The sequence below is a fragment of the Variovorax sp. WS11 genome (genome assembly GCF_010499245.1).
GTDB lineage: Bacteria > Pseudomonadota > Gammaproteobacteria > Burkholderiales > Burkholderiaceae_C > Variovorax.
This window is the reverse complement of sequence record NZ_JAAGOW010000001.1, coordinates 550,644-576,715: the sequence shown is the minus strand read 5'-3', so window position 1 is coordinate 576,715 and position 26,072 is coordinate 550,644. Positions and strand designations below refer to the sequence as shown.

The 26,072-nt window shown below is 68.1% G+C and carries 23 protein-coding genes; 17 read left to right on the top strand and 6 right to left on the bottom strand.

From position 1 onward, the window contains the following. A complete protein-coding gene (locus GXN78_RS03020; RefSeq protein ID WP_106561273.1) occupies window positions 1–1,209 on the top strand; it encodes a CoA transferase in 1,209 nt (402 codons plus the stop codon). 48 nt (window positions 1,210–1,257) lie between these two features. On the opposite strand, the gene GXN78_RS03015 is transcribed toward GXN78_RS03020, so the two are convergent. Beyond that, complete coding sequence (locus GXN78_RS03015; protein ID WP_164255353.1) at window positions 1,258–2,178, bottom strand: amidohydrolase family protein; 921 nt, start codon at window positions 2,176–2,178, stop codon at window positions 1,258–1,260. Between the two features lie 1,025 nt (window positions 2,179–3,203). Between GXN78_RS03015 and GXN78_RS41025 the strand changes: the two genes are divergently transcribed. Continuing rightward, entirely contained in the window at window positions 3,204–3,344 is a 141-nt protein-coding gene (locus GXN78_RS41025) for a hypothetical protein (protein ID WP_239142585.1), read from the top strand. 112 nt (window positions 3,345–3,456) lie between these two features. On the opposite strand, the gene GXN78_RS03005 is transcribed toward GXN78_RS41025, so the two are convergent. Next, window positions 3,457–4,878: an MmgE/PrpD family protein gene (locus tag GXN78_RS03005; RefSeq protein WP_164255352.1), complete on the bottom strand. Its 1,422-nt coding sequence runs from the start codon at window positions 4,876–4,878 to the stop codon at window positions 3,457–3,459. 239 nt (window positions 4,879–5,117) lie between these two features. Between GXN78_RS03005 and GXN78_RS03000 the strand changes: the two genes are divergently transcribed. From GXN78_RS03000 to GXN78_RS02940, 13 genes are all read left to right on the top strand, one after another. After that, entirely contained in the window at window positions 5,118–6,287 is a 1,170-nt protein-coding gene (locus tag GXN78_RS03000) for a MaoC family dehydratase N-terminal domain-containing protein (protein ID WP_106558174.1), read from the top strand. 63 nt (window positions 6,288–6,350) lie between these two features. Continuing rightward, complete coding sequence (locus GXN78_RS02995; protein WP_164255351.1) at window positions 6,351–7,541, top strand: CoA transferase; 1,191 nt, start codon at window positions 6,351–6,353, stop codon at window positions 7,539–7,541. A 20-nt stretch (window positions 7,542–7,561) separates the two neighbouring features. Further along, window positions 7,562–9,148, top strand: coding sequence for a class I adenylate-forming enzyme family protein (locus GXN78_RS02990; RefSeq protein ID WP_106558176.1), 1,587 nt, complete (start codon window positions 7,562–7,564; stop codon window positions 9,146–9,148). A 5-nt stretch (window positions 9,149–9,153) separates the two neighbouring features. Further along, window positions 9,154–10,320: an iron-containing alcohol dehydrogenase family protein gene (locus GXN78_RS02985; RefSeq protein ID WP_106558177.1), complete on the top strand. Its 1,167-nt coding sequence runs from the start codon at window positions 9,154–9,156 to the stop codon at window positions 10,318–10,320. A gap of 4 nt (window positions 10,321–10,324) precedes the next feature. Further along, the gene (locus GXN78_RS02980; RefSeq protein ID WP_106558178.1) at window positions 10,325–11,740 is read left to right on the top strand and encodes an aldehyde dehydrogenase family protein; all 1,416 of its coding nucleotides are present in this window, start codon (window positions 10,325–10,327) and stop codon (window positions 11,738–11,740) included. 29 nt (window positions 11,741–11,769) lie between these two features. Beyond that, the gene (locus GXN78_RS02975) at window positions 11,770–12,738 is read left to right on the top strand and encodes a tripartite tricarboxylate transporter substrate binding protein (RefSeq protein WP_106558179.1); all 969 of its coding nucleotides are present in this window, start codon (window positions 11,770–11,772) and stop codon (window positions 12,736–12,738) included. After that, on the top strand, window positions 12,738–13,778 hold the full coding sequence (locus GXN78_RS02970; RefSeq protein ID WP_106558180.1) for an NAD(P)-dependent alcohol dehydrogenase: 1,041 nt from the start codon (window positions 12,738–12,740) through the stop codon (window positions 13,776–13,778). Before GXN78_RS02975 ends, GXN78_RS02970 begins: the two co-directional genes overlap by 1 nt. Before the next feature lie 10 nt (window positions 13,779–13,788). Further along, window positions 13,789–14,580 (top strand): crotonase/enoyl-CoA hydratase family protein, encoded by a 792-nt coding sequence (locus tag GXN78_RS02965; RefSeq protein ID WP_106558181.1) that lies wholly within the window; start codon window positions 13,789–13,791, stop codon window positions 14,578–14,580. Between the two features lie 4 nt (window positions 14,581–14,584). Next, window positions 14,585–15,151, top strand: a complete 567-nt coding sequence (locus GXN78_RS02960) for a DUF2889 domain-containing protein (RefSeq protein WP_106558182.1) — start codon at window positions 14,585–14,587, stop codon at window positions 15,149–15,151. Beyond that, a complete protein-coding gene (locus GXN78_RS02955; protein WP_106558183.1) occupies window positions 15,151–16,125 on the top strand; it encodes a tripartite tricarboxylate transporter substrate binding protein in 975 nt (324 codons plus the stop codon). Before GXN78_RS02960 ends, GXN78_RS02955 begins: the two co-directional genes overlap by 1 nt. Window positions 16,126–16,136: 11 nt before the next feature. Then, window positions 16,137–16,865: an SDR family NAD(P)-dependent oxidoreductase gene (locus GXN78_RS02950; RefSeq protein WP_239142584.1), complete on the top strand. Its 729-nt coding sequence runs from the start codon at window positions 16,137–16,139 to the stop codon at window positions 16,863–16,865. 9 nt (window positions 16,866–16,874) lie between these two features. After that, complete coding sequence (locus GXN78_RS02945; protein WP_106558185.1) at window positions 16,875–17,495, top strand: glutathione S-transferase N-terminal domain-containing protein; 621 nt, start codon at window positions 16,875–16,877, stop codon at window positions 17,493–17,495. A 90-nt stretch (window positions 17,496–17,585) separates the two neighbouring features. Further along, window positions 17,586–18,503, top strand: coding sequence for a LysR family transcriptional regulator (locus tag GXN78_RS02940; protein WP_093111425.1), 918 nt, complete (start codon window positions 17,586–17,588; stop codon window positions 18,501–18,503). 14 nt (window positions 18,504–18,517) lie between these two features. On the opposite strand, the gene GXN78_RS02935 is transcribed toward GXN78_RS02940, so the two are convergent. The 4 genes from GXN78_RS02935 to GXN78_RS02920 form a co-directional block, all read right to left on the bottom strand. Further along, window positions 18,518–18,946, bottom strand: coding sequence for a VOC family protein (locus GXN78_RS02935; RefSeq protein WP_106558186.1), 429 nt, complete (start codon window positions 18,944–18,946; stop codon window positions 18,518–18,520). A 2-nt stretch (window positions 18,947–18,948) separates the two neighbouring features. Next, window positions 18,949–20,730, bottom strand: coding sequence for an acyl-CoA dehydrogenase (locus GXN78_RS02930; RefSeq protein WP_106558187.1), 1,782 nt, complete (start codon window positions 20,728–20,730; stop codon window positions 18,949–18,951). A gap of 37 nt (window positions 20,731–20,767) precedes the next feature. Beyond that, window positions 20,768–21,727: a tripartite tricarboxylate transporter substrate binding protein gene (locus tag GXN78_RS02925; protein WP_106558188.1), complete on the bottom strand. Its 960-nt coding sequence runs from the start codon at window positions 21,725–21,727 to the stop codon at window positions 20,768–20,770. 88 nt (window positions 21,728–21,815) lie between these two features. Next, complete coding sequence (locus tag GXN78_RS02920) at window positions 21,816–23,246, bottom strand: MmgE/PrpD family protein (RefSeq protein ID WP_164255350.1); 1,431 nt, start codon at window positions 23,244–23,246, stop codon at window positions 21,816–21,818. A 220-nt stretch (window positions 23,247–23,466) separates the two neighbouring features. On the opposite strand from GXN78_RS02920, the gene GXN78_RS02915 reads away from it, so the two are divergent. Next, a complete protein-coding gene (locus GXN78_RS02915) occupies window positions 23,467–24,909 on the top strand; it encodes an aldehyde dehydrogenase family protein (protein ID WP_204162194.1) in 1,443 nt (480 codons plus the stop codon). Between the two features lie 22 nt (window positions 24,910–24,931). After that, window positions 24,932–26,056, top strand: coding sequence for a zinc-binding dehydrogenase (locus GXN78_RS02910; protein ID WP_239142583.1), 1,125 nt, complete (start codon window positions 24,932–24,934; stop codon window positions 26,054–26,056). Window positions 26,057–26,072: the final 16 nt, after the last annotated feature.

Below are 26,072 nucleotides of genomic sequence, written 5' to 3'. Positions count from 1 at the left end.
ATGACCGAGCCCACGAAACCCTTGCCGCTTGCCGGCATCACCGTCATCGACCTCTCGCACATCTACAACGGCCCGTACGCCACGTTCCTCATGGCCATGGCCGGCGCGGAAGTCATCAAGGTCGAGCCCTTGAGCGGAGAGAATCTGCGCAGCCGCGGCGACCTGGGCGGCGTGGCGCTGCCGTTCGCGATGCTCAACTCGAACAAGCAGCCCGTCACGCTGAACCTGAAGACCGAGCAGGGCCGCCAGCTGCTGCGTGAGATGGTCGAGCGCGCCGACATCCTGGTCGAAAATTTCGCACCCGGCGTGATGGACCGCCTGGGCCTTGGCGCTGCCGCGCTGCACGAGATCAACCCGCGCCTCATCTATGGCTCCAGTTCCGGCTACGGCAAGGACGGCCCGTACCGAAACTACCCGGCGATGGACCTCGTGATGCAGGCCATGTGCGGCGTGATCAGTTCCACGGGGCACCCCGACCAGCCCGGCGTGAAGTCCGGCGCCGCGCTCTGCGATTTCATGGCCGGCATCCATTTGTACGGAGCCATCATGACCGCGCTGTACGAACGCGAAAGGACAGGTGAGGGCCGAGTCGTCGAGGTCTCCATGCAGGATGCGACCTATGCCTCGCTCGCCTCCAACCTTGGCATGTTGCACGCACGGGGCGAAGAAGCGCCCGCACGAACCGGCAATCGCCATGGCGGCCTGGGCGTGTCGCCTTACAACGTCTACGCCACGGCCGACGGCCACGTGGTGCTGAACGCGCCTGGCGACCACCATTTCCGCGCGATCCTCGACGTGATGGGCCGCGGTGACCTGAAGGACGACCCGCGCTTTGCAACGCGCACAGCGCGCGTGCAGAACGTGGAGGCCGTCGACGCATTGATCGAGGATTGGACCCGCGGGCAAGTACGTGACGACGTGGCGCGCCGCATGCTGGCCGCCAAGGTACCCTGCGCGCCCGTGCGCGAGCTGGCAGAAGTGATGGTCGACGAGAACATGCATGCGCGCGGCCAACTGCAGTGGGTCGAGCATCCTGACCTGGGTCGCGTGGTGCTCATGCATTCGCCGTTGGTGTTCGAGGGCACGGCGCGGCGCCCGATCGCGCCCAGCCTGCCGATGGGTTCCTGCAACGAGGCGGTGTATGGCGGCTGGCTCGGCCGGTCCGCGGAGGAACTGGTGGCATTGCGAGCGGCGGGCGTGATTTCCTGAGCTGATCGGGAAGGCCGCAAGCGGCCTCCCGCACCCTGCGCAGGGCCTTCAGGCCGCGGGCCACGCCGAATCGCATTCGGCCTGCAGCTCCGGCAGGCGATAAGTCTGGCAGGCGGTCCGGTAGAACAGAGCCTTGCGCTCGGCGACCGACAGTTCGGCCGTCGCGCGCTTGAACGCATTCCACAGTTGCCCGTAGCCGCAGGACTGCTTGTCCACCGGAAAATTGCTCTCCAACATGCAGCGCGCCGGACCGAAGGCCTCGATGCAGACCTGCATCAGCGGCTGCCAGGCCTGCACCAATGCCTGCGTCGTGGCCGGCCGATCACCGTGCTCGAAGCCGAAACCAAAGATCGGCATGCCCATGCCGCCGACCTTCACCACCACGTTCGGCCGCTGGGCCAGCGCCCGCAGATCGCGCTCCCAATCGCGGCGCACCTCTGCACGCTGCGACGCGAAGTCCAGCACGCCGACCGGCATGCCGAGGTGGTTGAGCACGATGGTCGTGCGCGGGAAAGCGTCCGCCAGCTCGGCGAGTTGGCGCAGCTGTGTGTGATAGACCAGGGCGTCGAAGCTCAACCGGTGGCGTTCGAGTTGCGCGAACGCCCGGCGAAAGCGCGCATCCGCCATCGCGTGGCGCGGCGCATTCGGAATGAACTTGGCCAGTTGGCCGTCGTGGTAGGTCGTGTAGTGGCGCACGCCGCGCAAACGGCCGGCGCCGGCCGCCACGTGTGCCTCGAGCACCCCGGCCGCTTCTTCGCCCAGCATCATGTCCACATCCGAGACGATGCCCGCCGCCAGCCGGCACGGGCCCTGGGTTGTCGCGAGCGGTTGGGCGCTGAGGCGCACGATGCGCTCGACTTCGCCGATGGAGCGCATGGCCTGTGGCCCGTCGCTGCGCCAGCCTGCACCATAGGCCGCGATGTAGACCGTGCCCAGCACGCGATGTCCGGTCGACAGGTCCTGCTCCATGTCTTCGCGCCGGTAGTACAGCTTGTCCGCTGTGCCGTTGAAGAGGTGGTGGTGGGGGTCGACGATGGGCAGGCCGGGCTCGAGCGCAGGCTCGGCGTCGGCGCGGGCCTGCCAGGCCAGCAGATCCGTGGTGGGCGGTGCTGGTTGCCGCGGTAGGTAGGGATGGGCATCGGTGGAGGCGTTCGCCAGGGCTTGGCATCGAGGCCGGCCCCTGCCCGCAGCCAGGGCGGCGGCGAGGATGGCGCGGCGGGTGGGACGGGCGGCGTGGGTGGGCGGAAGCTGAGGTGTTCATGCGTTGTCCGTTCAATTGAGGGTGATGCCGGAGGCCTTGATCACAGGCCGCCATTTCGATCTCGGCCTGCACCAGCTGCCTGGTGGCGGCCGGCGAGCTGCGCGTTTCCAGGTCCACGCCCATGGCGGTCACCCGGGCGCGAAACTTCTCGTCGGCCAGCACCTCGTTCAGCGCGCGGTCCAGCCGCTGCACCACGGGCGCGGGCGTGCCCTTGGGCGCGGCGAGGAAGATCCAGGTGTAGATCTCGTAGCCCGGCAAGCCGGCCTCGGCACTGGTCGGCACCGTTGGCAGCAGCGCCGGCCGGGCGGGCGAAGGTGCGGCGAGCGCCTTCAGCGAGCCGTCCTGCACGCGCGCGGCGCAGGTCGCCACCGTGCACAGCATGAAGCTGATGTGGCCGCCCAGCAGATCGGTCAGCGCCGCGCCTTCGCCCTTGTAGGGCACGTGGATCGCGTCGGTCTTGGTCAGGTGCTTCAGGTACTCGCCGCCCAGGTGCATGGGCGAGCCGATGCCGGCCGAGCCGAACTGCAGCTGGCCGGGCTGCGCCCGCATGCGGGCGACCAAGTCCTGGAGGTTCCTGACCTCCATCTTGGGCGTCGTGACGAGCAGGAAGCCGAAGCTGCCGATCTTGCCGATGAACTCGAAGTCCTTGACCGGGTCGTAGGGCAGCTGCGGCTGCAGACTCGGGTTCAGGGAATGCGCCAGCGTGCTGATCAACAGCGTGTAGCCATTCGGGTTGGCACGCGCCACCTGGGCGGCTGCCAGCATCGTCGCGGCGCCGGGCTTGTTCTCGGGCACGATGCGCTGGCCCAGGCGCGCGCTCATGGTCTCCGCCAGCACCCGCGCCAGGCTGTCGCTGCCGCCGCCCGGCACGTAGGGGATGACCAGCTGGATCGGCTGGGTCGGGTAAGCCTGGGCTTGGGCGTGCACGGCCGGGTGGGCCATCAGGCCTGCGAGGCTCATCACGGCCAGGCTGCGAACAATGGGTTTCATCGTGTTTCCTTGTTGGCGAGCAGGGTGGTGAGCAAGGGGGCGGGGCCCCAGAAGCCGGGTGCGGCGCCAGCCACGTCGGCGGCCTCTGCGATCTGCCAGCAGTGGCGCGACAGCTGCATGGCGTGGTCCTGCCCCAGTACGTCGCCGGCCTGGCGCAGCAGCTTGGCGTCCAGTTCCTGGTCGGTCATGGGCCGCGCGGCCGAGCCGATGCAGGGCCCCACGGCGGCTTCCAGGCGCCGGCCATCGCGCAGTGTGACGGCGGCCCGCGCGGCGTCCAGGGCCAGCGTCTCGTCCACCGTCGCGACCACACGCGTGCGCAGCGCCACCACCTGCGGCTCATGCACGCAGGCGTCCGAAGCCTCGACCAGGCCGGCGCGCCGGTGGCGCAGCACGGCTGCTGCCCAGTGGTAGATGCTGGCCTGCGCGTCGAAGCTGTGCTGCGGCTGGCGGCGGCCGGTCAGGCCTTCCGCAAGCGGGTGCACCCACAACTGCACGTGCTCGATGTCGTCGGCGGCGAATTCGTGCAGCCGTACCAGCTGCAGGCAGGCGTCGATGACCGCATGCGTCAGACAGCCCGCGGGAAAAGGCTTGAGCGAGACGTTCATGCATTCCCAGTGCTGGCCCAGCCGCTGCGTCAGCGCCTCGGCGTTCGCCGGGCGGCCGAAGAGCTGAAGCAGGCCGTGTGTGGTACCCAGCGCGTCGTCGTGGCAGCTGAAGTCCGCGGCGGCCATGTGCGCGGCCAGCAGACCCTCGCGGCCAGCATGGCCGGGGATCAGCGCACTGCTCATGCTGCCATGCGAGGCGCGCAGGCCGCCGGCTTGCAAGGCGGCCAGGCCCATGGCCCAGGCCAGTTGGCGCTCCGGCAGGCCCATCAGCTTGCCCACGGCAGCCGCCACGCCCACGGCGCCGGTCACACCGGTCATGTACCAGCCGAGCTCGCACTGTGCGGGCCCCACCGCCAGCGCGCAGCTGAGCCGGCATTGCAGTTCGCTGGACAGCGCCAGTGCCAGCAGGAAGTCGGTGCCCGCGACCCGATGCCGTTCGGCATGGGCCAGCAGCGCCGCGACGCCCGGCGCGCCGGGATGCGCCACGGTCGCCAGGTGCGCATCGTCGAACGCGTGCGCGCCAATGCTGAGGCCATTGACCATCGCCGCATTCAAGGGGTCCAGCCGGTGCGGCGTGCCCAGTACCGTGCAGGCGCCGCCGGCCTGCAGGCCTTTGAGCCCTGCGAGTGCGTGGGTCACGGCTGGGCTGGAGGCCCCGCCATGGGCACAGCCGACCGAGTTGACGACAGCGCGTACGGCTTCGTGCTGCACCGTGGCCGGCAGGTCCTGCCAGCGTGCCTGGTGCACGAAACGTGCGAGCTGTGCAGTGAGCGCCAGCGGCCCGTCATGCGTTGAGGAATGCGTGCTGCCCATGAGTCTCCTTGACGATGTGGCCGGGTTCGCGCGGACGGCGCTCCGGTCTGGCGGGCAGTCTAGGAACGGGGAAGCCGCCACGTCCATGCCGAACTTCGCGACCCCGCGTCCTGCTTTGGCGAACGCGCGCAATCTGTGACCGGCTTTTCTGCATGCCGGTTGCAGGAAAGACGCATGGACGCCGCGCCCCTCGCAAACCTACAGTTCGTCATCGCCAACACGAACCTGGAACCGCACACATGACCACCCAAGAGACAACCGACGCCGGCATCACCAAGGAGCTGGCCCTGGGAAAGTTCACCGACAAGATGCTGGCCGACATGCGCGCGCTGATCGGCACCGAGCTGCGCACCGAGTCCTGCCTGAACAACGAGTACGCCACGCGCCTCGCCGTCATGCGGTTCTGCGAAGGCATTGGCGACGACAACCCGCTGTGGACCGACAGCGCCTATGCCAATGAAGGCCCTCACGGCACGCTGGTAGCGCCGCCCAGCTTCATCTTCGCCTGCCTGGGCTCGGTGCAGGTGGGCTGGCCGGGCCTGGGCGGCTTCCACGCCGAGACCAAGATGACCTTCGGCGCGCCGATCCGCGTGGGCGAGAAGATCACCGCCAAGGTCGTCTTCGACGGCTTCGACGGCCCGATTGCCGACAGCAACTTCGGCGGCCGCCGCATCAAGGATTACCTGCGCCAGGAGTACCGCAACGACGAGGGCGACCTGAAGGCCACCTTCATCTGCTCGCGCATGCGCTTCGAACGCGGCGAGATGCAGGCGCGCCGCGAAAGCCGGGCCATCGAAGTGCCCCATCCCTGGAAGGAAGAAGAGATCGCCGCGATCGAGGAACAGATCCTGGCCGAGAAGCCGCGTGGCGCCACGCCTCGCTACTGGGACGATGTACAGGTCGGCGAAGAGATGGACGTCATCACCAAGGGCCCGCTGGGCCTGACGGACTTCATTGCCTTCATCGCCGCCGGCGCCGCGCCCATCCCGCGAGTGGCCGCGCATTCGGTGGCGCTCAAGCGCTACCACAAGCATCCCAAATGGGCCTTCCGGGACCCGCGCACCCATGCCCTGGAGCCGGTCTACTCGGTGCACTACAACGACTACGCGGCCCAGCTGCAAGGCGCGCAGATCGCCTACGACGTGGGCATTCAGCGCACCTGCTGGCAGATCCATTCGCTGACCAACTGGATGGGCGATGCCGGCCAGCTGCTCGCGCTGACCGGTCAGTACCGTTCGCATGTGTATCTGGGCGACGTCGTGCGCCTGGGCGGGCGCGTCGATGCCAAGGAGGTCGACACCGAAGGCCGTCACATCGTTCGCCTGACCACCTGGGCCACTAACCAGCGTGGCCAGCAATGCATGCCCGGCACCGCGGTGGTGGTCCTGCCCAGGCGCCCGGCCGCTTGAGCCACCGGACCTTCGCAGAACGAAGCAGGGACGTAGACGACCATGACCAAATCCATCGACACCTTGTTTGCCGAGCCGCTGCACAAAGATGGCGCCAGTGAAGCAGAGGGCGCGGCGCTCCCGCTCAGCGGCGTGCGCGTCCTCGACCTGACGCGTTATCTCTCCGGCCCCTACGCGACGCTGCTGCTCGCGGAGATGGGCGCGGAGGTGATCAAAGTCGAAGTGCCCGAGGCCGGCGACGACACCCGCCACATCGCACCCCTGCAGGGCGACGTGAGCTTCTACCACTCCACCATCAATCGCAGCAAGGCATCGGTGGAACTCGACCTGAAGTCCGAGGAGGGCAGAGAGCTCATTCTCGCGATGGCTGCCGATTGCGACGTCTTCATCCAGAACTTCCGCACCGGCGTCGCCGAGCGCCTCGGCATCGGCTACGACGTGATCTCCAAGATCAATCCACGGGCTGTCTATTGCTCGATCTCGGGTTTCGGCGGGACCGGACCCGAGAGCCGGCGGGCCGCCTTCGATCTGATCGTGCAGGCCGAATCCGGCGTCATGAGCCTGAACGGAGAAGGCGACAGCCCACCCAGCAAGCTGGGGCTTCCAGTGGCCGACCTGTCCTCCGGCATGTTCGCGGTGCACGGCATTCTTGCGGCACTGCTCAAGCGATCGCGGACCGGCAAAGGCAGCCTGGTCGAAGTCAGCATGATGAGCTCGCTGCTGTCGCTCTCCGTCTACAACGCCACGCGGTATTTCGTGACCGGCGAAACACCCAAGCGGATGGGGTCCCGACATCCGGGCGTGGTGCCATACGGCCAGTACGCAGGTTCGGATGGAAACATCCTGCTGTCCACGTTCAGCGATGGTTCGTGGAAGAAGATCGTCCAGGCCATGGACCGCCCTGAGCTTGCCGACGATCCGCGTTTTGTCACCGCCGCTTCACGCGTCGTCCACCGCGACGCATGCGACGCACTGCTCGGCGAGGTGTTTTCCGGGTTCACCTCCGATGACATCGTGCAGCGGCTGCAGGTGGCAGGCATTCCCTGTGGCGTGGTGCGCAGTCTCGGCGAGGCGCTGGAAGTCGAGGCCGCAAGCGGCTCCGGCGCGATCGCCGAGGTCGAGTATCCGGGCCAGGTCGGCACCATCCGCAGCGTTCGGATCCCGATCAAGTTCGACGGCGAGTGGTGCCCCGCCAAGCCTGCGCCGGCGCTCGGCCAGGACAACGCGATGCTCGATCGCTACCGCAAGCCTTGAGAACCAACATGGAGACATCGATGTCGTCAGCAGCGCAGCCATGGGGCAAGGAGATCTCGATCGAAACGGTCGGCGGGATCCCGTACCGGATGTACACCGAGCGCCCACGCCGGGTCGAGCACGTGCTGGCCTTCGCCGGGCGCTGGGGCGCGCGGCCCCACCTCATCCAGGGCGAGCGGGTTCTCTCGTTCGACGACCTGCACCGTGGCGCCGTCGCCAAGGCCCGCGAGCTCGCCGAACTGGGCATTCGCCGCGGGGACCGCATCTTCATCCTCGGCTGGAACGGTCCGGAGTGGGTGGTCAACTTCTGGGCCTGCTTCCTCGCAGGCGCCGTACCGGTGCTGGCCAACGCCTGGTGGAGCTCGATGGAGGTCGGCAACGGCCTGGCGGCCCTGCAACCCGCCATGACGCTGGCCGACGAGCGCTGCGCCATCCGCGTGCCGGCGAGCGCGCGCCGCGGCCCCTGGGGCATCCCCATGCTGCAGGACGGCCAAGGCAGCCCCGCTGTCCCGGATTCGCAGACCCCAGGCAACGAGGAGGAGACCGCTCTCATCATCTTCACCTCGGGCACTTCGGGCCAACCGAAGGCGGTGGTGCTATCGCACCGTGCGCTGCTGGCGCGCCTGCAGATGACCTTGCACATCACGCGCAAGCTGCCGCACCAGATCGACGAGACGGCGCGCGACGTGACGCTGATCACCGGTCCCCTGTTCCACGTGGGCGGCATGCAGACCTTGATGCGGGCTGTCGTCGTGGGCGATACGCTGGTGCTGTCGGAGGGACGGTACGACCCCGCCGAGGTGCTTGCGTCCATCGAACGCAACCAGGTCAAGCGCTGGAATGCCGTGCCGACGATGGTCATGCGGCTGCTGGACCATCCGGATGTGCCGCGCCGGGACTTGAGCAGCCTGAAGTCCATCAGCATCGGTGGCGCGCCGGTGCATGCGGAACTGATGCAGCGCATTCGCACCCAGTTGCCCAGTGTCAGTCCCAGAATTCCGACGGGCTACGGCCTGACGGAGAACGGCGGGCAGGCCACGGCCGCCGCCGGCTCGGAGGCTCTGGACGAGCTGGGTTCCGCCGGCAAACCGCTGCCCTGCGTCGAGATTCGCTTCCTCCCGCATCCCGGCCTGCCCGACGGAGAGATCCTGTTGCGCTCGCCAACGCAGATGTCCGGCTTCTTCGGGCTCGATGAATCGCCGATCGACGAGGAGGGCTGGCTGCGCACCGGCGATCTGGGCCGGCTCGACGACAAAGGCAACCTGTGGATCACTGGCCGCTGCAAGGACATGATCATCCGCGGCGGCGAGAACATCGCGCCCGCTGCGATCGAGCGCGCATTGCTGAACATTCCGGGCGTGACCGAGAGCGTGGTGTTCGGCGTGCCGCACCGCGACCTGGGCGAGGAAGTCATGGCTGTGGTCGTGACCGAGTCCGACTTCACGCCGCAGCAACTGCAGGACCAGCTGCGCGGCCAGATCGCTTCGTTCGCGGTGCCCAGTCAATGGCGGCTGCAGCGCGAGCCGCTTCCGACCAATCACACCGGCAAGGTGGACAAGGCGGCCATCAGCGCCCAAGTCCGGGCCGAACTGCAGAACGAAAGCTGAGTGCCATGCAGAACTTCCAACACATCACGCCGCCGCTGCGGCTGTACCACGGCCCCGACAGCCTGACGCACCTGGGCCGGGAGCTGGACCGCATCAAGAGCCAGCGGGCCGTCGTCGTCTGCGGCGACTGGCTGGCGAAAGGCCCACTGTTCGAGCGCATCCGCGCAGCCCTGGGCGCGCGCTGCGCCGGCGTCTACGGCGAGGTGCTCGGCCACAGCCCAGTCGCCTCGGTCGAGGACGCCGCCGCGCTGTTGCGCCGCGTCGAGGCCGATGCCGTCATCGCGGTCGGCGGCGGCTCGGCCATCGTCACGGCGCGTGCGGCCAGCATCCTGGTGGCCGAGGGCAAGCCGGTGTCCGAGCTGTGCACCGTGACCGAAGCCGGCGGCCGCCTGCGCAGCCCCAAGCTCGCAGCGCCCAAGCTGCCGCAGTTCATCGTGCCAACCACGCCGACCACGGCCACGGTCAAAGCCGGAAGCGCCGTGTTCGACCCCGCGAGCGGCCAGCGGCTGGCGATGTTCGACCCCAAGACCCGTGCGCAGTCGGTGTTCATCGACCCGGAGATGATCCTCTCGGCACCGCGCGGCCTGGTCGCCAGCGCCAGCATCAACACCTTGTCGATGGCGATCGAGGGGCTGACCTCGCGCTCGCACGACGCCATTGCCCAAGGCGCCCTGATGCAGGCGCTGCGCCTTCTGGCCCAGCACCTGCCGCAGGCCGCGCGCGCCGACGATGCGGCCGTGCGCGGACAGCTCGTGCTGGCGGCGATTCTTTGCGGACAGGGGACGGACCACACGGCCGCCGGCATCACCACGGTGCTGGGCCATGCGATCGGCGCGCGCCACGAGATCGAGAACGGCACCGTGAACGCCATCGTGCTGCCCCACGTGCTGCGCTTCAACGCCGAGGCCGCTGCTGCCGGCATGGCGCAGGTGGCTGCCGCGCTGGACCTGCAGCGCAGCGCCACGCAGACGCCCGAGCAGCGCGTGGTCGAGACCCTCGCGAGCCTGTTCGACGAGTTGGCCGTACCGCGCCGCCTGCGCGACGTGCACGTGCCGCGAGAGTCACTGCCCGAGACGACCGCGCTGGCCATGGGCGACTGGTTCCTCAAAGGCAATCCGCGCCCGGTGCGCGAAGCCGCCGAACTGCAACAGATCCTTGAAGAAGCGTGGTGAGACCATGATCGAACGCAACCAGATCTACATCGACGGCGCCTGGGTGCCGTCCACCGGCAGCGAAGTTCTGACCGTCGTGAACCCAGCCACCGAACAGGTGATCGCTACCGTGCCGCGCGGCACCGCCGACGACGTGGACCGCGCCGTGCAGGCGGCCGTACGCGCCTTCCCCGACTGGTCGCGCAGCAGCACCCTGACCCGTGTGACCTTGTTTCGACGGCTGGCGCGGCTGACCGAGGCGCGCTCAGAGGAGATCGCGCAGACGCTGGTCGGCGAGCTGGGCTACCCCATCACGGCGCTGCGCAAGACGCAAGTACAGGGCGCGGTCGAAGAGCTGGACATCGTCGCCGAATCGCTCGACCAGATCGAATGGGTGCACCAGGTCGGCAGCACCCGGGTGCAACGCGAACCGTCGGGGGTGGTCGGCGCCATCACGGCCTGGAACGCGCCGTTGCGCTCCGTCATCTCCAAGGCCGGCGCGGCCATCGCGGCGGGCTGCACTGTGGTGCTCAAGCCTTCCGAGGTCGCGCCACTGACCGCCTTTGTGTTCGCGGAACTCTGCGCTGAAGCCGGCCTGCCGGCGGGGGTGTTCAACCTGGTCTGCGGCACGGGGCCAGAGGTCGGCGAGCCCATCGCGGCGCATCCGCTGGTCGACATGGTGTCCATCACGGGCTCGGTGCGCTCGGGCCGCCGCGTCATGGAGGTCGCGTCCGAATCGATCAAGCGCGTGCACCTGGAGCTGGGCGGCAAGTCGCCCAACATCATCCTGGGCGATGCCGACTTCGCGCGCGCCGTGGAAGGCGGCATCGAGGACGCGCTGCGCAACACCGGCCAGGTTTGCGGCGGCCTCACGCGCATGCTGGTGCCGCGCGACCGCCTGGGCGAAGCCGAGCATCTGGCCGTGCGCAAGGCGCGCAGCTATGTGCTGGGCGACCCGCTCGACGAGCGCACGACGCTGGGCCCGGTGTCGACTGCGGCCGCGCGTGAGCGCGTGCGCGGCTACATCCGCCAGGCGCGGGAGGAGGGCGTGCGCATGCTGACGGGGGGCGCCGAGGCACCCGAGGGTCTGGCGCGCGGTTGGTACGTGCAGCCGACCATCTTCTCGGGCGACAACCACAGCCGCATCGCGCGCGAGGAAATCTTCGGCCCGGTGGTCGTGCTGATCCCGTTCGACGACGAGGAAGACGCGATCCGCATCGCCAACGACTCGGTCTACGGCCTGGCGGCCGGCGTGTGGTCTGCAGATCCGGATCGCGCCCGTGCCGTCGCCGCGCGGCTGCGCGTGGGCCGCGTCCGCATCAACGGCGCGCCACTGGACAAGCGTGGCACGCACGGCGGCTTCAAGCTGTCCGGCGTGGGTCGCGAGTGGGGCCGCTTCGGCATCGAGGAATTCATGGAATACAAATCCGTGCTGGGCTGAACGCTCAGGACACGGCTGGAGACTGAAAAATGGAAAGACGAGACATCCTGAAAGCGCTGGCGGCCCTGGGCCTGGCGGTGCCCGCCGGGCAGACCTGGGCTCAGGCCAAGGGCCCCGGCGGCGCTGTGCGCGTCATCGTGCCGCTGCCGGCCGGCAGCTCCAACGACTACGCCACGCGCATGCTGCTGCCGCTGGTCGGCGCGATCAACGGCCAGAACTACTTCATCGACAACAAGGCGGGCGGCAACGGCGGTATCGGCACGCTCGAAGTGGTCCGCGCCGCTCCGGACGGCAAGACCTTGCTGTGCGGCTCGAACTCGCCGCTGGCGGCCAACCTGGCCTTCGTGAAGAACATGGGCTACGACCCGCGCAAGGACCTGACACCGATCGCGGGCGTGAGCCTGACGAACCACGTGCTCATGGTCAAGGCCGATTCACCGATCAAGACCTTCGGCGAGTTCATCGCCTACGCGAAGTCGCGGCCCGGCCAGGTCAGCGTGGGCTTCTCGACCACCTCTGTGCAAACGCAGATCGCCACCATGAGCCACATGGCCGGCATCCAGCTGCTGCCCGTCCCCTACAAGGGCAGCCCCGCGACCATCAGCGACGTGATCGGCGGCGTGCTGTTCGCCACGCTGACCGACCCGGGTAACGCGCAGGCCCAGGTCAAATCCGGGCAGTTGCGCGCGCTGGCCGTGTCCTCCCTGAAGCGCAACCCGACCACGCCCGACTGGCCCGCCATTGCCGAGACGCTGCCGGGCTTCGACTTCCCGTCGTGGAACGCACTGGTCGGGCCGGCCGGCCTGCCGCGCGAACTGGTCACCCTCGTGAGCGATGCCGTGCTGAAGGCGCAGAAGATGCCGGACCTGATCCAGAAATACGCCAACCATGGCACGACGCCGCTCGAGATGGGGCCTGACAAACTGAAGGCCATGATCGACTCGGAGACCACGCGCTGGGTTCGCCTCGCGCGCGAGGCCAACATCCGGCCCGAGTGATGTTTCGCGTCAAGGCCCGCTGCACCTGCGGCCCGCGGCAGCCCTTCGTGCCGACGACCATCGAGCGTCGCGCACCGGGGCCGCGCGACGTGCACATCGCCATCGCCTACGCCGGCATCTGCCAGTCCGACGTGGAGCACGCACGCAGCACGCGCGGCAAGACCATCTATCCGCTGGTGCCGGGTCACGAGATGGCCGGGACCGTGCTGGCGGTGGGCAGCGAGGTTACGCGCCACCGCGTCGGCGACCGCGTGGGCGTAGGCAACATGGTCGATGCCTGCCGTCGGTGCGACAACTGCCGTGCCGGCCTGGAGCAGTACTGCAGCGGCGGCCGAACGCTGGCCTATGGTGCGATCGGACGTGACGGCCAGCCCACCTTTGGCGGCTACAGCGAGGAGGTGGTCGTGGACGAGGCCTTTGTCGTGGCCATCCCCGACTCCATCGCGCTGCAGAACGCGGCGCCGCTGATGTGCGCCGGCATCACCATGTATTCACCGCTGCGCCACTGGGGCGCGGGGCCGGGCAAGCGCGTGGCCATCCTTGGATTCGGCGGCCTGGGTCACGTGGGCGTGCAGATAAGCCGCGCGCTGGGTGCGCACACCACGGTGCTGGACCTCACGCCGGCCAAGCGCGAGGATGCGCTGCGCCTGGGGGCCGACGACTACCGGCTCAGCAACGAACCCGACACCTTCACGGCGCTCGACAGCAGCTTCGACATCGTGGTCTCCACCGTGCCCATCCATGCCGACCTGGACCGCTACCTCGGCCTGCTGGCGCTCGATGGCGTGTACGTGAACCTGGCGGTGCCCGCCGTGCCGCTCAGCGTGCCGGCCGCCGCGCTGCTGACCAACCGCCGCTCCATTGCCGGCACGCGCAGCGGCGGCATCGCCGAGACGCAGCAGATGCTGGACTTCTGCGCCGAGCACGGCATCGCCGCCGAGGTGGAGGTGATCGCGGCCGACGACATCGACGCAGCCTACCGGCGGCTGCTGGCCGGCGACGTGCGCTTTCGCTTCGTGATCGACAACCAAACCCTGTGAGACCTCTGACATGCCCGACTTCCTGCTCTACGAACAAGACGGCCCCGTCGTCACGCTGACCATGAACCAGCCCGAGCAGCGCAATCCGCTGACCGGCAACACGGCCATCCCCGAATTCCTGGCCGCCATCGAGCGCATCCACGACGACCGCAGCGTGCGCTGCGCGATCCTGGCGGCCAACGGCCCCTCGTTCTGCGCCGGCGGCAACATCCACGAGATGAAGCGCCAGGCCTCGCCCGAGGTCAGCGAGATGGACATCCGCCAGGACTACCGGCGCGGCATCCAGCGCCTGGCGCTGTCGCTGTTCAACCTGGAGGTCCCGGTGGTGGCCGCCATCAACGGCCATGCCATCGGCGCCGGGCTGGACCTCGCCTGCATGTGCGACATCCGCATCGCGTCCGAGAAGGCCAAGTTCGCCGAGAGCTTCATCAAGCTGGGCATCATTCCTGGCGACGGCGGCGCCTGGCTGCTGCCGCGCATCGTCGGCATGTCGCGCGCGGCCGAGATGGCGCTGACGGGCGACACCATCGATGCGCGTCAGGCGCTGGACTGGAACCTGGTGTCGCGCGTGGTGGCGCCCGAGGAACTGCTGCCCGCAACCCGCGCCATGGCCGACCGCATCGCCGTGAACGCCGCACACGGCATCCGCTTGACCAAGCGTTTGCTGCGCGAGGCCATTCATGCGCGGCTGAGCGAGGTGCTGGAACTGTCCGCCGTGTACCAGGCCGTGTGCCACAAGACGCCGGATCACAGCGAGGCCGTGAACGCTTTCCTCGAAAAGCGCGCACCGATTTTCGGCTGACGTCATGAACTCCGCCGCAACCCGCGAAGAGGAACTGCACTGGCGCCGCATCGACATGCGTGCCTGGCGGCGCAGCGACGACCTGTTCGAGCTCGAAGGCCGCGTGACCGATCGCAAGCCTTACGACTTCGTGCCCGCAAATGGCGACAAGCGCTTTCCGGCCGGTGAAGCGGTCCACGACATGGGTGTTCGCCTGGTGTACGACCGCGATCTCACCATCCACGCCGTGGCGACCTTTACCGAGGCCGCGCCTTACGACGCGTGCCCCGATGGTGGCAATGCGCTGCAGTCGCTGGTCGGCCTGCGCATGGCCAGCGGCTGGAGCAGGGAAGTCCGCAGCCGCCTGGGTGGCGAGCGTGCCTGCACGCACCTGATGGAGCTGCTGATCCCGATGGCGACGACGGCATTCCAGTCGTTGAGCCAGGTGAACCGCGGACGCGCCGAGCGCGTGGACGCGAACGGCCGGCCGCTGAAGATCGACAGCTGCTACGCCTATGGCGCGACGCGCGAACTGGTACGCGTGTTGTGGCCGAAATTCCACGAAAAGACAAAGAAGCAAGGAGACGCGTGATGAACATCGCACGGCGATGGCTGCTGTTGGCGGCAGCCTGCCTTGGCGTGGCCGCAGGCCCTGTTCTGGCACAGACCTTTCCCAACCGGCCGATCAAGCTGATCCTGCCGTTCCCCGCCGGCAGCGCGACGGACGGGACAGCACGCGTCATCGCCGAGGACCTGCGCAAGGGCCTGGGCCAGCCCATCGTGATCGAGAACCAGGCCGGTGCGGACGGCAACATCGCAGCCATGACTGCCAAGCGGGCGGCCCCCGACGGCTACACCTTGTTCATGAGCACGAACTCCGCGCATGCCGTGAACAAGACGCTGTATGCCAACCTGGCCTTCGACCCCGAGAAAGACTTCGAGCCGGTGGCGGGCTTGATCAGCATCCCGTTGACCCTGCTGGTGCGAAAGGACTTTCCGGCGTCCGACGTCGCGAGCTTCATTGCCGTGGCCAAGGCGCGCTCGGCCAGCAGACCACTGAGCTTCGGCAGCGGCAACACGTCCAGCCAGATCGCAGCGGCCCTGCTGCAATCCGTGGCAGGCGTGGATATCACGCACGTGCCGTATCGCGGAACGCCGCAGGCCCTGACGGACCTCGTGGGCGGGCAGATCGACGCGCTGCTGGTCGATCCCTTTTCGTCGATGGGCTTCGTGCAAAACGGTCAGCTCAAGGTGCTGGCCGTGACAGGCAAGGTACGCCACCCGCTGCTGCCCGACGTGCCGACCATGGGCGAAGCCGGTTACAAGGACGTGCAGGTCGTGACCTGGGCGGCACTGTTCGCGCCTGCCGGCACGAATGCGGCCATCGTCGACAGGCTGAACGCTGAAGTCGCCAAGAGCCTGTCTCGCCCCGAGACCAAGGTCGCCATCCAGAAGATGGCCATGGACCCCATGCCGATGACGCCCAGCCAGTTGCGCAGCTTCGTCCATGCCGAGATCCAGCGCTGGGGCCGTCTCGTGGAACTGGCCGGCCTACCCAAGAAATGAAGGAGACACCCGTGCAAGACCCTGTCAAACGCCTGCATGGCCGCCGCATCCTGATCACCGGCGCGGCATCTGGCATCGGCCGTGCGACCGCCACACTGTTCGCTGCGGAAGGCGCGGCACTGACCTTGCTGGACCGAGACGCCAATCTTTTGCGGCAGGCTGCGCAGCAGACCGGCGCGCATGCCTGCGAGGCCGATGTCACGGACGAAGCCTCCGTGGCGCGTGCCGTCGCAGACGGCGCAGCCCGCATGGGCGGCATCGACGGCGTGGTCAATGCCGCCGGCGTCATGCTGCGCGGCTCCGTGCTCGAAGTCAGCGTGGATCAATGGCGCCGCGTGCTGGAGATCAACCTGACGGGCGGCTACATCGTCGTGCGTTGCTGCCTGCCGTGGTTGCAGAAGGCGGCGGACGCCACCATCGTCAATGTCGGATCCGGGCAAGCGCTGCTGCCCAACTCGCCCAACCGCACGGCCTATTCGGCGTCGAAGGGCGGCGCGCTCAATCTCACGCGTGCGCTTGCGGCCGAACTGGCCCCCGCGATCCGCGCCAACACGGTGTGTCCCGGTCTGGTGGACACGCCCATGGCCGACGGCGTGCGCGCGAACGTGAGCAACTACGCGCTGCAGCGCCTGGCGCAGCCCGAGGAGATCGCGCGTGCCATCCTGTACCTGACCAGTTCCGAATCGTCCTATGTGACCGGCGCCGCGCTGGCCGTGGACGGCGGGCGGTCCTTCCACTGAAAGGCGCCGATGACATTGACTGGCGAAACCTTCGTGCTGCGGTCCTCGCCCACGTCGCCGTTCGTGCGCAAGGTGCGCATGGCGATCGATGTGCTGGGGCTGGCGGACCGCGTCACGCTGGCGCCGACCGACGCGGCGGACGAGAGGCTGCGGGAACAGAACCCGCTGGGCAAATACCCCTGCCTGGTCCGCGAGGATGGCACGGCGATCTACGACAGCAGCGTGATCCTCGAGTTCCTGCAATGGGTGGCCGCAACCGACAGGCTGCTGCCGAACGCAGGGCCGCAGCGCATCGCGATGCTGACGCAGACACGGCTGGCGGACGGCATCATCGATGCCGGCGCGCTGATCATCTACGAGGAGCGCTACCACGACACCGAGCGGCGTTCGTCCGAATGGCTGGAGCACCAGCGCGGCAAGATCCGGCGCGCGCTCGCGTTCTTCGAGGCCGCGCCGCCGGACCCGACCAAGACCGATGCGGTGACGATCGGCCTGGCCTGCGCGCTGGGATTTCTCGACCGACGCCAGCCCGTGGCATGGCGCCCGTCCAGTCCCGGCCTGGCGAGCTGGTTGGCCGCCTTTGCCGTCCATGAGCCTGCCTTCGAGCGCACGCGTCCGCCGGCCCCTTGAAGCGCACGCGGGAAACCCCGCTGCGCCAGCGTGCGGTATCGCACGAAAATCGTTGGCCTCGACAACTCTCGTACAAGGGCCCGACGAACCATGATGATCGATCTGGTCCAGCTGCGCACCTTCGTCGCCGTGGCGGAGGAGCAGCATCTCACGCGTGCGGCCGAGCGGCTGCACGTGAGCCAATCGGCCGCCAGCGCCCATGTGCGCGCGATCGAAGAGAACCTGGACCTGCAGCTGTTCGTGCGCACCAACCGCAGCCTGGAACTCACGCGCGCGGGGCAAATGCTGATGCGCCAGGCCAAGGAGCTGCTGAATGGCGCGGCCGAATTCACATCGTTCGCGCGCGACATCCGTGGCAAGGTCGAAGGCAACCTGATCGTCGGCGCCAGCAGCGACCCCACCTCCAGCCGCATCGGCCCCGTGATTGCCGAACTGCGTGCCAAACACCCGCTGATCACCGTCGACCTGCGGGCGCGTGCGTCCGCCGGCACGCGGCAGGCGCTGAAGACAGGCGAGATCGACATCGGCATGCTGCTCGGCCGCGCGGTCGACGCCGGCTTCACCTACTACGAGATGGCGACGGTGAACTTCCGTGTGGTGGGGCCGGTGGCCTGGAAGGAGAAGATCGAATCCGCCGATTGGACCGAACTGGCCGAGCTGCCATGGATCACGCCCAGCGACACCAACCTCTCGTACGCGTTCATGATGGAGAAGCTGTTTGCAGAGAAAGGCCTGGAGTTGAACAGCGTCGTACGCTTCGACAACTCCGCGCTGGCCCGTGCGCTCGTGCAGTCGGGTGTGGGCATGCTGCTGATGCGCGAGGAGTACGCATTGCAGGGCGAGCAGGAAGGCTATCTGGCGCTGTCACCGCTGGCACGCGCGGAGTACCCGCAGTTCATCGCGCATGTGGCAAGCCGTGGGAACGATCCGCTGATCCGCGCGTTCGTGGATGCGGCGGCCGAGGCCTGGCCGGACATGCGGAGGATGGCGCCGTTGGCGCGGCGGTGATCTCTGTCGATCCACTACGCCGGTTGATCAGGCGCCCCAAGCTCACAATCCGCGGGAGGCTGACGCTTGTAGCTGACTGTCAGCAGCTCCCACACATGACCATCGGGTTCGTTCCAGTAGATGCGACGGCCTCCGTACACCGAAGCGACCTTGCTGTCATCCGGACCGTGCGGCAGGCTACGGAACGGAACGCCTGCGGCTCGCATACGCTGCACGATCACGTCGAAGTCTTCCTGCCCGACTCGGAAGCACAGGTGTTGCTTCGGAAAAGCGCCGTCGCTTTGCGCAAAGTCGAGCGTCAGACCGGCATTGACGTACACCGGAGAGTACGCGCCGACGGCCCCTTGTTCTGCCCATGGGACACCGAGCAGCTCTGCGAGCAGCTTGGCAGACGCAACCCGGTTGCTCGAGGGGACGGTGACGTGGTCAAGGCAAACGGGCATGTTCACAGCATTTCCGACCTGACCCGCTCCACCGTTCCCCCTGCACGCAGCAACGCCGCTTCCAGCGCCAACGCCTGCGGCATCACCGCTTCGGCATAGAACCGCGCTGTCGCCATCTTGGCCTCGCAGAATGCCAGGTCTTCTTCGCGCCTCGCGTGCGCTGCAAGCATCGTCCTTGCCATCTGCCAGCCGCACAGCAGCACACCCGCCAGCCGCAGATACGACACCGCCCCCGCGTAGACCTGCACGGGCCGCTCCTTCGCGTTGGCCAGCACGTAATCCACCGCGGACTCGAACGCCATCCTTCCGGCATGCAGCCCCTGACGCATCACGCGGAAATCCTCGCCCTGCGTCTCCGCCAACGCGTGCTCGGTCTCTGCGACCCGCGCACAGACGGCCTTGGCCGCGGCACCGCCGTCACGCACCGTCTTGCGCCCCAGGAAGTCATTCGCCTGAATCGCCGTCGTGCCTTCGTAGATGGGGAGGATGCGCGCGTCGCGGTAGTGCTGCGCGGCGCCGGTTTCCTCGATGAAGCCCATGCCGCCGTGAATCTGAACGCCCAGGCTGGCGAGCTCGACCGCCATCTCCGTGCTGTGCCCCTTCACGACCGGCACCAGGAATTCGTACAGCGCTTGATTCTCGCGTCGCTCGGCTTCGTCCGCCGCATGGTGTGCCACATCGCCGGCCGCCGCGGCCACGTAGGCCAGTGCCCGCGCGCCTTCGATGGATGCCTTCATGGTGAGCAGCTTGCGCCGCACATCAGGGTGTTGGACGATGGGCGGCGCCGCATCGCTGCTGCCGAGCGCGCGGCCCTGCACGCGCTCGCGCGCAAAAGCCAGTGCCTGCTGGTAGGCGCGCTCGGCCACGGCGATGCCCTGCAGGCCCACGGCGAAGCGCGCGGCGTTCATCATCACGAACATGTACTCCAGGCCGCGGTTGGCCTCGCCGACCAGTTCGGCTGTCGCGCCCTGCGCGCCGCCGAACTGCAGCACCGCCGTCGGGCTGGCCTTGATGCCCAGCTTGTGTTCGATGCTGATGCACTGCACGTCGTTGCGCGCGCCCAGGCTGCCGTCTTCGTTGACCAGGAACTTCGGCGCGACGAACAGGCTGATGCCCTTCACGCCCGGCGGCGCATCGGGCAGGCGGGCCAGCACCAGGTGGACGATGTTGTCCGCCATGTCGTGCTCGCCCCAGGTGATGAAGACCTTGGTGCCGAAGATGCGGTAGCTGCCGTCTCGCTGCGGCTCGGCGCGCGTGCGCACGGCTGCAAGGTCAGAGCCGGCTTGCGGCTCGGTGAGGTTCATGGTGCCGGTCCAGTTGCCGGCGATCAGTTGCGGCGCGTACCTGGCGCGCAGGGCCGGGCTCGCGGCCGTCAGCAGCGCCTCGATGGCGCCGTCGGTCAGCATGGGGCACAGACCCAGCGAGACGTTGGCCGCGTGCAGCATCTCGGCGCAGGCCGCGGAGATGAGCTTGGGCGCGCCCTGGCCGCCGTAGGTCTGCGGATGGGCCAGGCCTTGCCAGCCGCCCTCCGCGAACAGCCGGTACGCCTCCTTGAAGCCCGGCGTGGCCGTGACTTCGCCGTCGTGCCAGTGCGAAGGTTGGCGGTCGCCCACCGCGTTCAGCGGCGCGATGACCCCGCGGCACAGGCGGGCGGATTCTTCGAGGACCGCCTCGGCCGTGTCGGGACCAAAGTCCTCGAAGCCGGGCAGGGCGGCCACGCGGTCGAGCTGCGCCAGGTGGCGCATCGCGAACAACATGTCCTTCACGGGGGGCGTATAGCTCATCTCGATTCCTGATTCACTGTCGACAGGAGGCGTCCGCTCATTCGGGCTGGATGCCGGCGTCCTGCGCGACCTTCTTCCAGCGCGCGGTCTCCGCCTCGACGTGCTTGGCGAACTGCTCCGGCGTGGTGGGCCACGGCTGCACAGCGCTCTCGGCCAGCTTGGCGATGGTTGCCTTGTCGCGCAGCGCTGCGTTCAGCCCTGCGTTGAGCTTCTGCACGACGTCGGCCGGCATGTTGGCCGGGCCGATCAGACCCGACCAGGCCGGTACCGACAGGCCAGGCACCGTCTCTGCGGCGGCCGGTAGCCCCGGCGCCAGCTCGCTGCGCTCGGGCAGCGATATGGCCAGCACCTTCAGCTTTCCGCCCTTGGCCATCGTGATCGCGGTGGCCGAGTCGACGATGCTGACGTCCAGCGTGCCGCCCATCACGTCGGTGGCGGTGGTGGTGGTCGACTTGTACGGCACCATCAGCAGGTCGAGCTTGGCCAGACGGCCGAGCGCTGCAAACTGGATCTTGGTCAGTGCCGAGTAGTGGCCCACCGAGACCTTGCCCGGGTTCTTCCTGGCATAGGCGACGAGCTCGGCAAAGCTGTTCACGGGCAGCTGGTTCGAGGCGATGTAGCCCTGGAAGGCGTTGTAGATGCCGCCAATGGGCGTGACATCCTTGCGCGGGTCGTAAGGCAGGTTCTTGACGACCGATACGTTCAGCGCCATCGGCGAGATACCGCCCAGCATCAGCGTGTTGCCATCGGGTTTGGAACGCATCAGCTCCTGCATGGCCAGCACGCCGTTGGCGCCGGGCTTGTTGTCGATCATGATGGGCCGCTTCAAGTTCTCGGCCATGGTGGCGGCCACGATGCGCGTGGCGAAGTCGCTTGGTGTGCCGGGGCTCAGCGGGATGATGATGCGGATGGGATCTCCACCGCCTTGCGCAATGGCAGTGCCGGCCAGCAGGCCCAGGCTCAGTGCGGCCGCTTTCAGAAGCGTTCTCTTGTCCATGCAGTCTCCGTTTATCGTTTGTGAGTGAAGGGGCGGCCGCGACGATCGCGGCACGCGCAAGGCGCCTGGGCCGCGGCCCGCCCTTGGGTCAGGTGATGGTGCGCATCAGTTCGGCGATGTCGGCGACCGATTCAAGCCGACCGACGGTTTCAGTCAGCCGCACGGCCGTGTCGGCCGGAAGCGCCCGTGCGGCAAAGGTCGCGCAGTCGGCTGTCTTGGCGGTGAACTCGGCCGGCAGCATCGGGTTCCTGGGGTGCCCCTTGGGGTAGTCGATGCGTGTCTCCACGGTCTGCCCGTCGCGGAACTCCACGACCACGCGTGCCGGCGTCACGAAGCGGCTCCAGTCGCGTTCGATGTCGGCGTCCACATAGGGCCTTACGCGCGTGGTCAGCGCCAGGATGTCCTCGCGCTGAAGACCTTCGTCGGAGAAGTGGCCGATGCCCATGCGGCCGTCGATCCAGGCGGCCGCCACGGTGTAGGGAATGCTGAACTGCGCCTCGACGATGGTGCGCGGCGCGAGTCGGACTGCTTCAGGTACGCACACCATCTGGTAGCCGGGTGCCGTCACACCGACCCGGATGGCCTCGATGTCGCTCGCGGGTCGGCCTGTTTTTGCGCGCAGTTCCAGCGCCGCGTCGATCGCGGAATGCGTATCGCGGCAACAGGGGTAGGGCTTGTAGCTCAGGTTCAACAGCTCGAAGCGCTGGCCCAGGTCCTTGCGCACGACCTCGCGGTCCACGCGGCCTTGCAGGTACACGCGTATGAAACCGTCGGCGCCATCGAAGACCTCCTGTGCGCCGCGGATGCCGCGCTGCGCCAGCTGCACCGCCAGCACCGCCGCCTGCGCCGCCAAGCCGGGCTGCAGCCGCTTCATCAGGGAGGCGTCGCGCGTGACCTGGTGGTTGCCAGCCACCGAGCTGTAGACGATGCCGAATGCATTGCGCATCTGTTCGTCGTTCAGCCCCAGCGCGCGGCCGGCTGCTGCCGTGGCACCGAAGTACCCCAGCAGCGACGTGTAGATGAAGCCGCTCTCGACGATGTCGACCTTGACGCCCACGCCCAGGCGGCAGGTCACCTCCAGGCCGGCGGCCACGGCCGCGATGAGCTCGCTGCCCGATACGCCGCCGCGCAGCTGCGCGGCCGCTATGGCGGCCGGCACGGCCGTGACGCCGGCGTGCAGGATGGCAGCGTCGTGCGTGTCGTCGTAGTCCCGCGCATGGGACATGCCACCGTTGATCAGGGCCGCGTGATGGGCCGGGAACTTGCCGCCCAACACGAACATGTCCGCTTGGGGCGTGCCGGCCCATTCCTGCACCAGACCGGAGACCTCGGCGATGGCCTTGGCCGAGGAGCCGGCCAGCGCGCACGACAGCGTGTCGAGGATGTTGGTCTTGACGGCTTCGACAACATTGCGGTCCAACCGCGCGGTGTCGATGTTGGCGGCGAAGCTTGCCAGGTCGAGCACCAGGTCGGGTTGGTTGGGCGGTGTCTCCGGGGAGTGGTGAGCGGTTGCCGTCATGGTGCCTGCTGCAAGCGTTGGGGTGTCGATGGCGCAGTTTAGGAAGCGGTACCGCCGCGGGTCCATGCCTGTTTTCGGGATGCGGTGTGCTCGTTTCTCGAACATCACGCGCGCCGCCGCCGGCGCGCCAGCTGTGCGGAAAACCGGGACACGAGCTTTCGCAATTCGCCATGGACTGCGGCGCGGAGCGCTTCCTACACTGCCCCGCAAAGGAGACCTCATGAGCACCGAAGAACACTCGAGCACCCCGCCTGTGCGCATCCGCATGCATATCGACGGCCAATGGCGCGAAGCCGAGCAGACACACGATGTTCGCGACCCCTATCGTGGCGATGTCATTGCGCTGGCCCCCATCTCGTCACTGCAGGACGGCGAGGACGCGTTGGAATCAGCGCGCAGGGCCAAGACCGCGATGGCGGCGCTTCCGGGGCATGAGCGTGCCCGCCTGCTGCACCGCGCTGCCGACCTGGTGGCGGCGCGCACCGAGCAGATCGGCCGCACCATGGCGCGCGAGACCGGCAAGGCGCTGCGCGATTCCATCGTCGAGACGCAGCGTGCAGCCGAGCTGATCCACTTGTGCGCCGAAGAGGCCGTGCGCATCCAGGGCGAGCACATCCCGATGGACGCCAGCACCATCGGTGCCGGCAAGATCGCGATGCTGATGCGCTATCCGGTCGGCGTGGTGACTGCCATCACGCCCTTCAACGGCCCGATCAGCCTGAGCGCGCACAAGCTCGGCCCGGCCCTTGCGGCCGGCAACGCGCTGGTGCTCAAGCCTTCGCCCAAGGCGCCGCTGTGCGTGCATCAGCTGGTCGAGACGGTGCTGGAGGCGGGCTTTCCTGCGGGTGCCATCAACACCGTTTATGGCGACATCGTGGGTCCGAGGATCGTCAGCGATCCACGCGTGGACTTCGTGAGCTTCACGGGCTCGATTCGCGTCGGCAAGTTGATCCGTGATGCCGTGGGCATGAAGCGCGTGGCGCTGGAGCTGGGCGGCGTGGGGCCCACCTTTGTGCACCACGATGCCGACATCGCCGCAGCTGCCAAGGCCTGTGCGCGCAATGGCGTGGCGTTGGCAGGCCAGAGCTGCGTGTCGGTGCAGAACGTCTACGTGCACAAGCGCATGCACGACCGCTTCGTCGACGCGGTGCTGCAGGAGGTGGACGCCATCCGTTTCGGCGATCCGCTGGACATGGCGACCGAGGTCGGCACGCTGATCGACGAAGAGGCCGCGATCCGCGTGGAAGGCATGGTCGCCGAGGCCGTGGAGGCGGGCGCCTGCGCCCTGCGCGCGGCCAAGCGCCGCGGCGCGCAACTCGGCGCCACTGTGCTGAGCCAGGTGAACCCCAACATGCGCGTGGTGTCCGACGAGATCTTCGGCCCGGCGTTCAGCATCCAGCCGTATGAAGACATCGCACCGCTGTTCGCGGCGATCAGCGAGAGCGCCTACGGCCTGCAATGCGGCATCTACACGAATTCGCTGGACCTGGCGCTGTCGGCGATCCGCACCATCCGCACCGGCGGCGTGATCGTGAACGGCACGTCGCGCTGGCGCTCGGACCAGATGCCCTACGGCGGCGTGAAGGACAGCGGAATCGGCCGCGAGGGGCCGAAGTTCTCGATCCGCGACATGACCGAAGAACGATTGTTCGTTCTGAACTGATCGGGAGGGACACGACATGCAGATGACTGCCGCCGTCCTGTACGAGCAGGGCTTGCCGGCGCCCTATGCCGACAGCCAGCCGTTGAAGATCGAGCAAGTGGAGCTGGAAGGGCCGGGCGAGGGAGAGGTGCTGGTCGAAGTGCGCTCGGCCGGGTTGTGCCATTCCGACCTGTCCCAGGTGGCTGGCCTGCGCAAGCGCACGCTGCCCGTGGTGATGGGCCACGAGGGTGCCGGCATCGTGCGCGAGGTCGGTCGCGGCGTCACCGCCTTCAAACCGGGGGACCACGTCGTCATGACCGTGGGCTCGGGCTGTGGCGCGTGCGACTACTGCGTGAACAGCCGCCCCGTGCTGTGCGACCTGGTCGCTGCCTCGCGCGCCAAGGGTGTTCTCATGACCGGCGCGCGGCGTCTGACGCGCGGGGGCTTGGGCCTGTACCACCACAGCGGCGTGTCCTCGTTCGCTCAATACGCGGTAACCGTGCCGGGCACATTGGTCAAGGCCGATCCGGCGATTCCGTTCGATGTGGCGGCCTTGTTCGGCTGCGCCGTCGTGACCGGTGCCGGCTGCGTGTTCAACGCGGCCAAGGTGCGGCCGGGCCAGAGCGTGGCGGTGGTCGGCCTGGGCGGCGTGGGCTTCAACGCCGTGATGGCCGCACGGATCGCCGGCGCCTCGACCATCGTGGGCATCGACATCAATCCTTCCAAGTTCGCGCTCGCACGGGAGCTCGGTTGCACGCACACCGTCTCGGCGCGCGATGAGAACGCGGTGGAGGCCGTGCGCGACCTCACGCGCGGCGGCGTGGACTTCGCCCTGGAGATGTCGGGCAGCAAGGCCGGTATGGCGACGGCCTATGCGATCACGCGCAAGGGCGGCGAGATCATCTGCGTGGGCATGGGTGCATCGGGCGACCAGTACCCGTATCCGCACACCGCCTTGGTCGGCGAGGAGAAGGTCATCCGCGGCTCGCTGATGGGCAGCTGCTTGCCTCAGCGCGACTTGCCGCTGTACATGCGCTACTACCAGGAGGGCCGGCTGCCGGTCGAGCGCCTGATGAGCGGCAGCTTCGGCTTCGACGAACTGAACCTGAACCTTGATCGGCTGGAGCATGGCGAAGTGCTGCGGCAGGTCCTGCGGCCGCACGGCTGAAAAGTGCAGAAGACGA